Origin of the sequence: Mycobacterium sp. E2462 (genome assembly GCF_001672685.1) — a bacterium.
In the GTDB taxonomy this organism is placed as follows: Bacteria; Actinomycetota; Actinomycetes; order Mycobacteriales; family Mycobacteriaceae; genus Mycobacterium.
The window spans coordinates 1-13,472 of record NZ_LZKC01000227.1 but is presented as its reverse complement, the minus strand read 5'-3'; the positions used below and the strand labels follow the sequence as shown (position 1 = coordinate 13,472).

General features: G+C 70.7%; 12 protein-coding genes, 1 tRNA gene and 1 pseudogene. 10 read left to right on the top strand and 4 right to left on the bottom strand.

Annotation, left to right across the window (positions count from 1 at the left end):
- Nucleotides 1-439, bottom strand: a pseudogene (locus tag A5714_RS11405) (L-seryl-tRNA(Sec) selenium transferase); the annotation flags it as partial.
- A 5-nt stretch (nucleotides 440-444) separates the two neighbouring features.
- Nucleotides 445-539: transfer RNA gene (locus tag A5714_RS11400), tRNA-Sec, on the bottom strand.
- A gap of 19 nt (nucleotides 540-558) precedes the next feature.
- Between A5714_RS11400 and selD the strand changes: the two genes are divergently transcribed.
- The 10 genes from selD (at nucleotide 559) to A5714_RS11345 (ending at nucleotide 11,908) form a co-directional block, all read left to right on the top strand.
- Nucleotides 559-1,572, top strand: a complete 1,014-nt coding sequence (gene selD, locus A5714_RS11395; RefSeq protein ID WP_068285273.1) for a selenide, water dikinase SelD — start codon at nucleotides 559-561, stop codon at nucleotides 1,570-1,572.
- Between the two features lie 40 nt (nucleotides 1,573-1,612).
- Complete coding sequence (gene fdh, locus A5714_RS11385; protein WP_082959691.1) at nucleotides 1,613-4,933, top strand: formate dehydrogenase; 3,321 nt, start codon at nucleotides 1,613-1,615, stop codon at nucleotides 4,931-4,933.
- Nucleotides 4,908-5,885: a 4Fe-4S dicluster domain-containing protein gene (locus A5714_RS11380; RefSeq protein ID WP_068285267.1), complete on the top strand. Its 978-nt coding sequence runs from the start codon at nucleotides 4,908-4,910 to the stop codon at nucleotides 5,883-5,885. The genes fdh and A5714_RS11380 overlap by 26 nt, the downstream gene beginning before the upstream one ends.
- Complete coding sequence (gene nrfD / locus A5714_RS11375; protein ID WP_068285265.1) at nucleotides 5,882-6,955, top strand: NrfD/PsrC family molybdoenzyme membrane anchor subunit; 1,074 nt, start codon at nucleotides 5,882-5,884, stop codon at nucleotides 6,953-6,955. The genes A5714_RS11380 and nrfD overlap by 4 nt, the downstream gene beginning before the upstream one ends.
- Before the next feature lie 84 nt (nucleotides 6,956-7,039).
- The gene (locus tag A5714_RS11370) at nucleotides 7,040-8,026 is read left to right on the top strand and encodes an LLM class F420-dependent oxidoreductase (protein WP_068285263.1); all 987 of its coding nucleotides are present in this window, start codon (nucleotides 7,040-7,042) and stop codon (nucleotides 8,024-8,026) included.
- Nucleotides 8,027-8,203: 177 nt separating this feature from the next.
- Nucleotides 8,204-9,145, top strand: coding sequence for an SRPBCC family protein (locus tag A5714_RS11365; protein ID WP_068285261.1), 942 nt, complete (start codon nucleotides 8,204-8,206; stop codon nucleotides 9,143-9,145).
- A complete protein-coding gene (locus A5714_RS11360) occupies nucleotides 9,142-10,311 on the top strand; it encodes a zinc-dependent alcohol dehydrogenase (RefSeq protein ID WP_068285257.1) in 1,170 nt (389 codons plus the stop codon). The genes A5714_RS11365 and A5714_RS11360 overlap by 4 nt, the downstream gene beginning before the upstream one ends.
- Before the next feature lie 45 nt (nucleotides 10,312-10,356).
- Nucleotides 10,357-10,911 carry a type 1 glutamine amidotransferase domain-containing protein gene (locus A5714_RS11355; RefSeq protein WP_068285255.1) on the top strand — a complete coding sequence of 185 codons (555 nt, stop codon included), beginning with the start codon at nucleotides 10,357-10,359 and terminating at the stop codon, nucleotides 10,909-10,911.
- 101 nt (nucleotides 10,912-11,012) lie between these two features.
- Nucleotides 11,013-11,702, top strand: a complete 690-nt coding sequence (locus tag A5714_RS11350) for a HemK2/MTQ2 family protein methyltransferase (protein ID WP_068285253.1) — start codon at nucleotides 11,013-11,015, stop codon at nucleotides 11,700-11,702.
- Nucleotides 11,699-11,908, top strand: coding sequence for a CDGSH iron-sulfur domain-containing protein (locus tag A5714_RS11345; RefSeq protein WP_068074398.1), 210 nt, complete (start codon nucleotides 11,699-11,701; stop codon nucleotides 11,906-11,908). Before A5714_RS11350 ends, A5714_RS11345 begins: the two co-directional genes overlap by 4 nt.
- Here A5714_RS11345 and A5714_RS11340 read toward each other — a convergent pair.
- Both A5714_RS11340 and A5714_RS11335 read right to left on the bottom strand, forming a co-directional pair.
- The gene (locus A5714_RS11340) at nucleotides 11,905-12,924 is read right to left on the bottom strand and encodes an iron-containing redox enzyme family protein (RefSeq protein WP_068285251.1); all 1,020 of its coding nucleotides are present in this window, start codon (nucleotides 12,922-12,924) and stop codon (nucleotides 11,905-11,907) included. The two genes, A5714_RS11345 and A5714_RS11340, sit on opposite strands and share 4 nt — an antisense overlap.
- Nucleotides 12,925-12,972: 48 nt before the next feature.
- On the bottom strand, nucleotides 12,973-13,472 hold a 500-nt coding region (locus A5714_RS11335), incomplete at its 5' end, for an ATP-binding protein (protein WP_197513647.1).

Genomic DNA, 13,472 nt, shown 5'->3' with positions numbered 1-13,472 from the left:
TGGGCCTCCGCCACCTCCATGCCTGACGACCCGAGGCGCCAGGTGCCCCGCACCGACGCGCTGCTCGCCGATCCGCGCCCCGGCCGCGGCGCGCGCGGCGCCCCGACGCCAGGTCGAACTCGACGTCGGTGGTCCCGCCGGCGGCCACGACCGCGTCCAGCGCCGCCCGCGACAGGGGGGCCCGGCCCAGATTGGTGTGCACCACCACGCCGGTCGCGTTGACGACGGGGCGCAGGCTCGACGCGGTGGCGGGCAGCGCGGCGACGGCGTGCTCGGCGACCCGCTCGGGTTCGATCTCCCCGGCGCGCGCCCGCTGCTGGGCGTCGGCGACCACCGACTTCACCAGGGTCCGGCCCAGCACCCGCTGCGCCTCGACGAGCCGCGGATCGGCGAGCAGCGCGTCGGTGCGGGGCACCTGGCGCCTCGGGTCGTCAGGCATGGAGGTGGCGGAGGCGGACGGGAATCGAACCCGCCAGCGGCAGCGTCTGCCGCTCGTCAGTTTTGAAGACCGCGCCGGTCACCAGACCGGACACACCTCCCTGGACCATGAGGACAATTATGGACGCCGTGACCACCCCGGCGACCTACCGACTGACCCAGTACGCCCACGGCGGCGGGTGCGCGTGCAAGATCCCGCCCGGCGAGCTCGAAGAGGTGGTGAAGGGATTGGGGGCCGCCCCGGCGCGCGACCCGGTCGGCGAGCTGCTGGTCGGCCTGGACAGCGGCGACGACGCGGCGGTGGTGCGCCTGCACGGGGGCACGGCGCTGATCGCGACCACCGACTTCTTCACCCCGGTCGTCGACGACGCCTACGACTGGGGCCGCATCGCGGCCACCAACGCGCTGTCGGACGTCTACGCCATGGGCGGGCGCCCGGTGGTGGCGGTCAACCTACTGGGCTGGCCGCGCGACGTGCTGCCGTTCGAGCTGGCGGCCGAGACGCTGCGCGGCGGGCTGGACGTGTGCGCGGCCGCGGGCTGCCACCTGGCCGGGGGGCACAGCGTCGACGACCCCGAACCCAAGTACGGGCTGGCGGTGACGGGCATCGCGGACCCGAACCGGTTGCTGCGCAACGACTCCGGCCGCCCGGGCCTGCCGCTGACGCTGACCAAGCCGCTGGGTGTCGGCGTGCTCAACAGCAGGCACAAGGCCACCGGCGAACGCTTCCCGCAGGCCGTCGAGGCCATGACCACTCTGAACGCCGAGGCGTCCGCCGCGGCGCTGGCGGCCGGCGCCGAATGCGCCACGGACGTGACGGGATTCGGGCTCTTGGGGCACCTGCACAAGCTGGCCAGGGCCAGCGGCGTCACCGCCGTGCTCGACGCCGCGGCGGTGCCGTACCTGGACGGCGCCCGCGAGGCGCTCGCGGCCGGCTACGTCAGCGGGGGCACCCGGCGCAACCTCGAGTGGGCGGCGCCGCACGCCGACCTGACGCGGGTGGCCGAGTCCGAGGCGCTGCTGCTCGCCGACGCGCAGACCTCCGGGGGCCTGCTGATCGCCGGGGAGATCCCGGGCGCCCCCGTCGTCGGCGAACTGGTGCCGCGCGGCGCACACACCATCGTGGTGCGCTGACCCCGCGGCGAGTTTGGCCGACCGGCACTAGGGTGGGGACATGAGCGTGCGGAGACTCTTCCTCGAATGGCCCGTCGTGCGTCAGCTGCGCTCGGGTGACAAGTTGGGCCGCGGGTCGGCCGTCACGTCCAAGCAGACCCGCGCTGTCGCGCCGCGCACCACCACGGCCGACCGTGTGGTGCAAAGCATCTGCCCGTACTGCGCCGTCGGCTGCGGGCAGCGGGTGTACGTCAAGGACGAGCGGGTGGTCCAGATCGAAGGCGATCCCGACTCGCCGATCTCGCGAGGCCGCCTGTGCCCCAAGGGTTCCGCCAGCGAGCAGCTGGTCAACTCGCCGGGCCGGCAGGTGACGGTGCTCTACCGCGCGCCGCGGGCGACCGACTGGCAGCCGCTGGAGTTGGACACCGCGATCGACATGATCGCCGACCGGTTCGTCGAGGCACGCCGCAACGCCTGGCAGGACATCGACAAGAAGGGCAACCTGCTGCGCCGCACCATGGGCATCGCCGCGCTCGGCGGCGCCACCCTGGACAACGAAGAGAACTACCTGATTAAAAAACTCTTCACCGCCGCAGGCGCGATCCAGATCGAGAACCAAGCGCGTATTTGACACAGCGCAACGGTTCCCGGTCTGGGAGCTTCCTTCGGGCGCGGCGGCGCCACCCAATCACTGCAGGACATGGCCAACGCCGACTGCATCGTCATCCAGGGCTCCAACATGGCCGAGTGCCACCCGGTGGGCTTCCAGTGGGTGGAGGAGGCCCGGGCACGCGGCGCGCGCATCATCCACGTCGACCCCCGCTTCACGCGCACCTCGGCGGTGTCCGACCGGCACATTCCCATCCGGGCGGGCTCGGACGTGGTGCTGCTCGGCGCGCTGATCAACCACATCCTGGCCAACGACCTGTGGTTCCGTGACTACGTCGTGGCCTACACCAACGCCGCGACGCTGATCAACGAGGACTTCCGCGACACCGAGGATCTCGGCGGCCTGTTCTCCGGGTTCGACCCGCAGACCGGGCAGTACGACACGTCGACCTGGGCCTACGACGAGCAAGGCAACGGCCACGTCGAGTCGCCCGGCGGCGGCCACGAGCACGGCGCCGACACCGCGGCCAGCGCGGCCGGCCAGGAGCAGGGCAGCGGTGGCCCGCCGCTCGCGCACGCCCGGGTCAAGCGCGACGAGACCCTGCAGCACCCGCGGACGGTGTTCCAGATCCTCAAGCGCCACTACGCCCGCTACACCCCGGAGATGGTGACCGAGGTTTGCGGCATCGGCCGTGCGGATTTCGACTACCTGGCCCGCTCCATCGTGGAGAACTCCGGGCGCGAGCGCACCACCTGCTTCGCCTACGCCGTCGGCTGGACCCAGCACACCCTCGGCGCCCAATTCATCCGCACCGCAACGATCTTGCAGCTGCTGCTGGGCAACGTGGGGCGGCCGGGCGGCGGGATCATGGCGTTGCGCGGGCACGCCACCATCCAGGGCTCCACGGACATCCCGACGCTGTTCAACCTGCTGCCGGGCTACCTGCCGATGCCCAAGGCGGGCCTGCATGACACCTTCGCCGACTACCTCGCGGCGGTCGGGTCCAAGAAGCAGAAGGGCTTCTGGGCCAACGCTGATGCCTACACCGTCAGCCTGCTCAAGGCGTGGTGGGGCGACGCCGCCACGAAGGACAACGACTTCGCCTACGACTACCTGCCCCGGCTGACCGGCCCGCACGGCACCTACCAGACCGTGATGTCGATGCTCGACGATGAGGTCGAGGGGTATTTCCTGCTGGGGCAGAACCCGGCCGTCGGGTCCGCGCACGGTCGCATGCAGCGCCTCGGGATGGCCCACCTCAAGTGGCTGGTGGTGCGCGACCTCAACCTCATCGAGTCGGCCACCTGGTGGAAGGACGGGCCGGAGATCGCCTCCGGTGAGCTCAAGACCTCCGACATCGAGACCGAGGTGTTCTTCCTGCCCGCGGCGACGCACGTCGAGAAGGCCGGATCCTTCACGCAGACGCAGCGATTGGTGCAGTGGCGGCACAAGGCGGTGGAGCCGCCGGGGCAGTGCCAGAGCGAACTGCAGTTCTTCTTCGAGCTGGGCAAGCGGATCCGCCAGCGCCTGGCCGGGTCCACCGACGAGCGCGACCGGCCGCTGCTGGACCTGACGTGGGACTACCCGACCGACGAGCACGGCGAGCCCGACGGCGAGGCCGTGCTCGCCGAGATCAACGGCTACCACGTCGACGGCCCGGACGCGCGCCGGCCGTTGACGTCCTACACCGAGATGCGCGCCGACGGGTCGACCGCCGGCGGCTGCTGGATCTACACCGGCGTGTACGCCGACGCGACCAACCAGGCCGCGCGCCGCGTCCCGCATGGCGGTGACTCGCCGAGCCAGCAGGAGTGGGGCTGGGCGTGGCCGGCCGACCGGCGGATCCTGTACAACCGCGCGTCGGCCGACCCGGACGGCAAGCCGTGGAGCGAGCGCAAGCGGCTCGTCTGGTGGGACGCCGACCAGGGCCGCTGGACGGGACACGACGTGCCGGACTTCGTCGCGGACCGGGCGCCGGGCAGCCGCCCGGATCCCGACGTCGGTGGCCCGGACGCCCTGGCCGGCGACGACCCGTTCATCATGCAGGCCGACGGCAAGGGCTGGCTGTTCGCGCCCAAGGGAGTGGTCGACGGGCCGCTGCCCACGCACTACGAACCGCAGGAGTCGCCGGTCGCCAACGCGCTGTACCCGCAGCAGCGCAACCCGGGCCGAATCACGTTCCCTCGCAAGGACAATCTCAGCGCGCCCAGCGCCGGGGAGCCCGGCGCCGACGTGTACCCGTACGTGTTCACCACGTATCGTCTGACCGAGCACCACACCGCCGGCGGCATGAGCCGCTGGCTGCCCTATCTCTCGGAGCTGCAACCGGAGATGTTCTGCGAGGTCTCCCCGGAGCTGGCCGCCGAGCGCGGCCTGACGCCCTATGGGTGGGCGACCATCGTGTCGCCCCGCGCGGCGATCGAGGCGCGCGTCCTGGTCACGCGCCGGGTGACGCCGTTGGTGGTCAACGGCCACACCGTGCACCAGATCGGGTTGCCCTACCACTGGGGTGTCGGCGGGGACGCGGTGGTCAGCGGGGACGCAGCCAACGACCTGTTGGGCGTGACCCTGGATCCCAACGTTCAGATCCAGGAATCCAAGGCGGGGTCGTGCGACATCCGTCCCGGGCGCCGGCCGCAGGGTGCGGAACTGCTGCGGCTGATCGCCGACTACCAGTCCCGCTCCGGCGCCACCGCCGAGACCGGCAACGTGCGGGTGAGTGCCGCCGCCTGGGAAGGAGGAGCCGATGGGCCAGCTCAGCGGGCCGACTGACCCGACCACCGACGCCGGCTGGGCCGATCCGAAGCCCCGCAAGGGCTTCTTCACCGACACCTCGATCTGCATCGGCTGCAAGGCCTGCGAGGTGGCCTGCAAGGAGTGGAACCACAACCCGCGCGACGGGGAGCTGGAGCTGCTCGGGTCGTCCTACGACAACACCGGGGCGTTGGGAGCCAGCACCTGGCGCCACGTCGCGTTCATCGAGCAGGGCCGCGACCGCATCGACGAGGCCCGCGAATCCGGCCGGGCCCTGGTCGGTTTGGGCATGCCGGCGGTCCCCGGGCGCGACGAGCCCGACATCACACCGCCGGACACCCCCGAGTTCCGGTGGCTGATGTCGTCGGACGTGTGCAAGCACTGCACCCACGCCGGCTGCCTGGACGTCTGCCCGACGGGCGCGCTGTTTCGCACCGAGTTCGGCACCGTCGTCGTGCAGGCCGACGTCTGCAACGGCTGCGGCACCTGCGTGGCCGGCTGCCCGTTCGGCGTGGTCGAACGCCGCAGCGACGGCACCTACGCGACCCCCGCGGAGCGGCCCGGCCGGCCGGACCGGCCTGAGCACACCTTCGTCACCGGCGTCGCGCAGAAGTGCACGCTGTGTTACGACCGCCTGGTCGAGGACCAGACGCCGGCGTGCGCCCAGACGTGCCCGACGACGTCGATCAAGTTCGGCAACCACGACGACCTGGTGGACCAGGCGCGGCGGCGGGTCGCGCAGCTGCGCGGCGAAGGGCGCACGGAGGCAAGGCTTTACGGCGCCAACGAGAACGACGGGGTCGGCGGCACCGGGTCGGTGTTCCTGCTGCTCGACGAGCCGGAGGTGTACGGGCTGCCGCCCGATCCGCGGGTGTGCACCGCCGACCTGCCGACCATGTTCAAGCGGGCGGGCATCGCCGCGGCCGGCATGGTCGGGGCGGCCGCGCTCGCGTTCTGGGGGAGCCGATGAGCACCTCGGAGTTCGACAGCTTCCGGCCGCCCGAGCCCGCGGGCGGCAAGCGGCGGCGACGCGGCGAGGGCAAGCGGCGCCGCCGCGACGAGTCGGTGATGGTCCCCGACGCCGAGTTCACCTCGTATTACGGGCGCCCGGTGGTCAAACCCGCGCCCTGGGGACACGAGGTGGGGGCCTACCTGTTCCTGGGCGGCGTCGCCGGCGGCTCCGGCCTGCTGGCGGCGGGCGCGCAGCTGACCGGGCGAAAGACGTTGCGCCGCAACACCAGGCTGTCCGCGTTGATCGCGGTGTCGCTGGGGGCGGTCGCGCTGGTGAAGGACCTGGGCCGGCCCGAGCGGTTCGTCAACATGCTGCGTACGGTGAAGCTGACCTCGCCGATGAGCATCGGTTCGTGGATCCTGAGCCTGTTCAGCGCCGGCATCGGTGTCGCCGCGGTCTCCGAGATCGACCGGATGTCGGGGGAGCGAATCCCGTTGGGGCCGTTGCGGCCCGTGCTGCGCGCGGTGGAGGGGCCGGCCGGGCTGGAGGCCGCGGTTTTCGCCGCGCCGCTGGCCGTCTACACCGCCGTGCTGCTCACCGACACCGCGACGCCGACGTGGAACGCCGCCTACCGGGATCTGCCGTTCGTGTTCGTCAGCTCGGCCAGCCTAGCCGCCTCGGGCCTGGCGATGATCACCACCGACGTCGATGAGGCCGCGCCCGCCCGCAAGCTGGCGGTCATCGCGGCGGTCAGCGACCTGGTCTCCGCGCGGTTCACCGAGTACCGGATGGACCCCGTGGCCCGAGAACCGCTGCACCACGGCGCGCCCGGCCGGCTGCTGCAGTGGAGCGAAATCCTCGCGGCCGCAGGCGGTTTGGGCGCGCTGGTGGGCGGCGGCCGCAGAGGCACAGCCGGCCTGTCGGGCCTCGCGCTGCTGACGGCGTCGGCCCTGTTGAGATTCGGCTTCTTCGAGGCGGGTAAGGAATCCGCCCGCCACCCGCGCTACACCATCGAACCGCAGCGCCGCCGGCTGGAGGCGCGCCGCGCGGCCGGCGTCACCGATGACTCGATCACCACGGCGGGCTGAGCCCGCCGCGCCGGGACGTCGCGCACCGACGGCTACGGCCCGAATCCACGATTAACGGCCGCCGGGGCCGGGTAACCGGGCGCTATGACAAATTTTGGCTACACTCTCATGACTGAGCAGAGTGGGCCCAAAGACCTTGTCCGCTACGCGGTTTCGGCCGAAGAGCGAGGCTTCGACTTTCACGTGTGCAGCGATCACTTCTCGCCGTGGCTGGTCTCGCAGGGACACGCGCCCAACGCGTGGACGGTCTTGGGTGCGGTCGCGCAGGCCACCGAGCGGGTGCACCTCTACACCTACGTCACCTGTCCGACCATCCGCTACCACCCGGCGATCGTCGCCCAGCAGGCCGCGACCCTGCAGATCCTCTCCGACGGCCGGTTCACGCTGGGCCTGGGCAGCGGGGAGAACCTCAACGAACACATCGTCGGGCAGGGCTGGCCCACCATCACGCGCCGCCAAGACATGCTGCGCGAGGCCATCAAGATCATCCGCGAGTTGTTCGGCGGCGAGCTGGTGGACTTCCGCGGGGACTACTTCCAGGTCGATTCCGCTCGCCTGTGGGACGTGCCCGACGTGCCGGTCGGCATCGGGGTGGCCGTTGGCGGGACCCAGGCCGTCGACAAGTTCGCCAAGCTCGGTGACCACCTGATCGCGGTCGAGCCCGCGGGGGAGTTGGTCGACGCCTGGAACGCCGCGCGCCAAACCGCCAACGTCAGCGGCGGCGGGCGGGTGATCGGTCAGATCCCGGTGTCCTGGGACCCGGACCGCGACACCGCCGTGCAACGCGCCCACGACCAGTTCCGCTGGTTCGCCGGTGGCTGGAAGGTAAACGCCGACCTGCCGACGCCCGCCGGGTTCGCCGGCGCCACCCAGTTCGTGCGCCCCGAGGACGTCGCCGAGACCATCCCCTGCGGCCCCGACCTGGACGCCATCGTCGAGGCGGTCCGGCCCTATTGGGAGGCCGGCTTCACCGACATCGCGCTTGTCCAAATCGGCGGCGACACCCAGGAAAGATTCCTCGCCGAGGCGGCCGAACCTTTGCTGGCGGCTTTGCGCGACGCGGCTCGTTGATCGACGTTTGACCCGTGCGCGCCCGGGTATCCGGCTTCCAGCGCGCACCAGCCCGGCGCGAGTCCGGTTGAGCGCGCGCCCTGCAGCGCGGCCGCGGCCGCCTGAAGGGTCGCAAAGTAACCCGTTGTGCAGCGGTTATGACCGAATGCGCGGGGGGCACATAAGGGGAAACGAGCTATGAGCGACCGATCCGGCACCACCACCGCCACGTTGGTGAAGGCCCTCAGCGGCGCCAGCTTCGGCTTGGGCCTTAGCGAGATTCTGGTTCCGGACAAGGTAGCTGCGTTCGCCGGTGTGGACGACACCCCACGGTCGCGGCGGGTGCTAAGGGCGCTGGGCGTGCGCGAGTGCGGCCACGGCGCCGCCCTATTGGTCGGCCCCGACAAGCTGGTCTGGACCCGGGTCGCCGGCGACGTGTTGGACACGGCGCTGCTCGTCGCGGGCGTGATCGCCCGTGGCCCGGGGCGACGCCGGCGGGGCGTCATCACCACCGTGGCGCTCACCGGCATCGGCGCCCTGGACCTCTACACGGCGTTGCGCACAGTCGGCGACGGCAGCCAGCGCGGCCGCCACGGCGCCGCCGGCGCTCGACACCGCACCCTGCGCGCCTCCGTCACGGTGCGGCGCTCACCCGAGCAGGTCTACGGCTACTGGCGCGACCTGGAGAATCTGCCCAACTTCATGCACCACCTCCAGTCCGTCACCGTCACCGACGACGCGGTGTCGCACTGGGTGGCCAACGCGCCGGCGGGCCAGTCGGTGCAATGGGACGCCCGCATCGTCGAGGACGAGCCGAATCGGCGGATCGCCTGGCAGTCCCTGGCCGGGTCGCCGGTCGAGAACGGCGGCAGCGTCGAGTTCGCGCCCACCAGCACCGGTGACGCCACCGAGGTCCGCGTCCAGATCGGCTATCACATTCCGGGCGGGCTGCTGGGCAAGGCGGCGGCCAGCCTGCTCGGCGAATCCCCCGAGCAGCAGGTCAACGACGACCTGCGCAGGTTCAAGCAGATCCTCGAGACCGGCGAGGTGCTGCGCTCCGACGGGTCGCCCGAGGGCACCGCGGCGGCGCGACAGCTGCACCAACACTCCGCTCAACCCGGCAAGGAAGCGACACCATGAGGGCCACCGTATGGACGGGCCGCAACAGCGTCGAGGTGCGGACGGTTCCCGACCCCGCCATCCTCAACGACCGCGACGCCATCGTCCGCATCACCTCGACCGCCATCTGCGGCTCGGACCTGCATCTCTACGACGGCTACATCCCCACCGTCAAGCACGGCGACGTGCTGGGCCACGAATTCATGGGCGAGGTGGTCGAGGTCGGCAAGGCGGTGCGCAACCTGGCCGTCGGTGACCGGGTGGTGGTGCCGTTCCCCATCGCCTGCGGAGCCTGCTCGGCCTGCGAGCGTCACCTGTACTCGCTGTGCGAGAACTCCAACCCCAACGCGGGCATCGCCGAGAAATTCATGGGTCACTCGCCGGCGGGGCTATTCGGCTACTCGCACATGCTCGGCGGATTCGCCGGCGGCCAGGCCGAATACGCGCGGGTGCCGTTCGCCGACGTCGGCCCGCTCAAGATCGAGGACGACCTCACCGACGAGCAGGCGCTGTTCTTGTCCGACATCCTGCCCACCGGTTACATGGGCGCGGAGATGTGCGGCATCACCGGCGGCGACATCGTCGCCGTGTGGGGCGCCGGGCCGGTAGGCCTGTTCGCCATCATGAGCGCCTACCTGCTCGGCGCGTCGAACGTCATCGCCATCGACCGGGTGCCCTACCGCCTGGAGCTGGCCGCCAAGATCGGTGCCACCCCGATCAATTTCGCGGAAACCTCGGTGCTCGAGGAACTTCGGGAGCTGACCGCGGGACGAGGACCGGATCACTGCATCGACGCGGCGGGCATGGAGGCGCGCAGCGGCTCCGCCCCGGTCGACGCCTACGATCGCATCAAGCAGGCCGTACGCTTGGAAACTGAACGCCCGCATGCCATTCGGGAAGCGGCGATGAGTTGCCGCAACGGCGGCACCATCTCGATCGTCGGCGTCTACGGCGGCCTGATGGACAAGTTTCCGATCGGTGCCGTCATGAACCGGTCGCTGACCATCAAGACCGGTCAGTGTCACGTGCACCGGTACATGCGCCCGCTGCTGGACCGAATCCGCAACGGCGACATCGACCCGACAGTCATCATCAGCCACCGGTTGCGCCTCGACGAGGCCCCGCACGGCTACGAAATCTTCAAAAACAAGCAGGACGGCTGCACCAAGGTCGTCCTCAGTCCATGAGCAGCGCGAGGAAAGTCGAGCTGTCACCGAAGGGGTGATCGAAAGATGTCGAACGAATTGCACAACAAGAGGATTGCCATCCTAGCGGCCGACGGTGTGGAGAAGGTGGAACTCGAGCAGCCCCGCGCGGCGCTGACCGAGGCCGGCGCCGTAGTCGAGTTGCTCTCGTTGCAGACCGGCGAGATCCAGGCGCGCAACCACGATCTCGAACCGGCGGGGACGTTCACGGTCGACCGCGCGGTGGCGGAGGCGTCGGTCGAGGAGTTCGACGGCCTGGTGCTGCCGGGCGGCACGGTCAACCCGGACAAGCTGCGCATGGACTCCGCCGCCGTGGCGTTCGTCCGCGACTTCGTCGAATCGGGTAAGCCGGTGGCCGCGATCTGTCACGGGCCCTGGACATTGGTAGAAGCCGGTGTGGCGGTGGGCCGGACGGTCACGTCGTACCCCAGCATCCGGACCGACCTGCGCAACGCCGGCGCCCACGTCATCGACGACGAGGTCGTGGTGGACCGCAACCTGATCACCAGCCGCTCGCCGAAGGACCTGCCCGCGTTCTGCGCGACCATCGTCGAGCAGTTCGCCCACGCCCCCGCCAGTTAGCCCCAAAAGCATCGCGGCTGGTCGGTTTGAACGCACCAGTTTGCGGGCATGTTACACAGGCGCAATCTAGATCGCCCCGGCGATCCGTCGAAAGGCCAATAGTGACAATCACTTACCCTAATCCCGCCGTGTCGGCCGCTCAGAACGTGTACCGGCCGCAGGAGGATTCCCGGTTGCTGGTCGACACCTTGCACGACAGCGGGCTGGTCCCGGGCCGTCGGGTGCTCGACCTGTGCACCGGGAGCGGTTTCGTCGCCATCGCGGCAGCCGAGATGGGTAGCGGCAGCACCACGGCCTTCGACATCTGTCCGCGCGCCGTGGCCTGCTCACGCGACAACGCCGCGGCCGCCGGCGTGAAAGTCGATGTGCACGAGGGGTCTTGGCTCGAGGCACTGGAGTGGTCACCGTTCGACGTCGTCGTCTCCAACCCGCCGTACGTGCCGACGCCGCCCGGCGGTGACGAGCGGCCGATTTGCCCGGACGCCGGGCCGCCGTGGGCGTGGAATGCCGGCAGCGACGGCCGCATGATCTTGGACCCGCTGTGTGAAGCGGCGCCGAAGCTGTTGTGCGACGGGGGATCGCTGCTGCTGGTGCACTCGGCGCTCGCCGGGGTCCAGCAGTCGCTCGACGCCCTGAAGTGGGCCGGGATGGATGCCAAAGTCGTTGCTTCCAAATGGATTCCGTTCGGACCGGTGATGACGGCCCGCGCCGCCTGGCTGGAGCAGGTCGGGCTGATTCCCCGCGGGCGCCGCGAGGAGGAGTTGGTGGTCATCCGGGCGGACAAGCGATGAGCACCACCCGGGTGCAGGTGGTGCCCGGGGGACCGGTGCTGGTGTCCGGCCCGGTGCGTATCGAGATGCCCGACGGCGACGTCGTCGAGTCCGACCGTTTCATGGTGGCGATCTGCAGTTGCCGGCGCAGCGCCGACTATCCGTTGTGCGACACCAGCCATCGCCGCTGTCGGCGCCTGCCGAAGACGGACGCCAGCGCCCCTTAGGTCAGGGGCCGGCGCAGCGACGAGCGGCCCTGCCGCCACGCCTGCATGATCGTCTCGGCCAACCGGTCCTCGACCGCGGCGTGCGCGCGGATCCCGAAGATCACGTCCTGTTCGAGCTGCGGTTCGCGCGCCAAAAGGTCACCCACCACGTCGATGCGCACCACGTGTTCGTGCACGGCGTCGGCCTCCACGTGCTCGGCGTAGAACTTGACGCAGGCCGCCGGGGCCTGCAGCCGCTGCAGCGCCCGCACCATGCGTCGCGACCCCGGCGGCGAGGTGATCTCCGTGGACGCGAAGTGCCCAATGGCGGCGCCGCGCAGCGAACGGTGCAGGCCGAACAGGGACATCAGGTTCACCGCCGCCAGCGCCTCGGCGGGCACCGCGTCGAGGTAGGCCAGGTAGGTCGGGTCCAGCCCCGCCGCGCTGAGCAGGTCGGCGAACAGCTGCTGGTGCAGCCGCGACCCCTGCCCGGCGCCGTACTCGTCGAACTCGATCGCCACGAACGCGGCCTTGGCCATGCCCATCATCCGCGGGATCGCCCAGGCGTGCGGATCGCCCTCTTTGAGGTGGTAGACGGAGCGGTGCACGAAGTATTCGCACATCTGCTCCCAGGTGCCGGTGTCGCGCAGGTGATACGACGGGCCCGCGCCGTCGGCGGGTTCGATGGTGAGCGACTCCATTTCGGCGGCGGCGCTGTGGTCGGCGTCGATGGGCCCGACGTCGCGCCGCACGCCCGCCAAAAACACCCGCTCGAGCTCGCCGCGCAGCGCCAGCAACGCGGGATTCCACTCCCACGCCGGATCGACACCGGCGAAGCCGCGGTAGTGCAGCTCGTAGCACATCGACAGCGCCAGTTGCAGGTCCAGGCCGTAGGGGTCGGAGTCGCGTACGGACGCGCCGATGCGCGTGAGGTGGTCGTGCGCGGGCGGGCCCGACAGCGCGTGACGAACTGCTGTCGACAGCGGGCCATGCGCCGCGGGCAGTAAGGGTTCGGTAGTTATCGATGCGCTGGTCACGCCGATGACTACCCGGCTGGCGGGCCCGGCAAACGGCGTGGCCGTCCGCTAACCGGCCGCCGGCGGCAGGCGAAACGTGAGGTCGGCGGTGGTGCCGGTGGGCGTGCTGTCCAGCCGCATGGTATCGCTGAGCGCCCTCATCAGCAGCAAGCCGCGCCCGCCGTTGCCCGGGTGGGAGCCGGGGGCCTGCCACGACCCGCGGTCGGCGATGCGCGCGCGGACCTCGTCGCCGACCAACTCGACGTCGAGCAGCATCGTGTCGGCGGCCTGCCCGCGGTAGGCGTGCTCGACGCAGTTGGTGCACGCCTCGTTGACCACCAGCACGATGTCGCCGGCGAGCTCGTCGGGAACACCGGCGGCCTGCAGCCAGCCGGCCAGCCGATGCCTGATGGAAACCAATTGGTCTGCGGTGGCCTCGGTTTCGATGCGGATCGGCGTCTGCCGATGCCGATAGACCACCATCGCCACGTCGTCATCGTAGCCCGCGGCGGGGGCCAGCTCGCGAAGTACCACGTCGGCGACGCTGTCCACGGGAAGGTCCGTGGTCC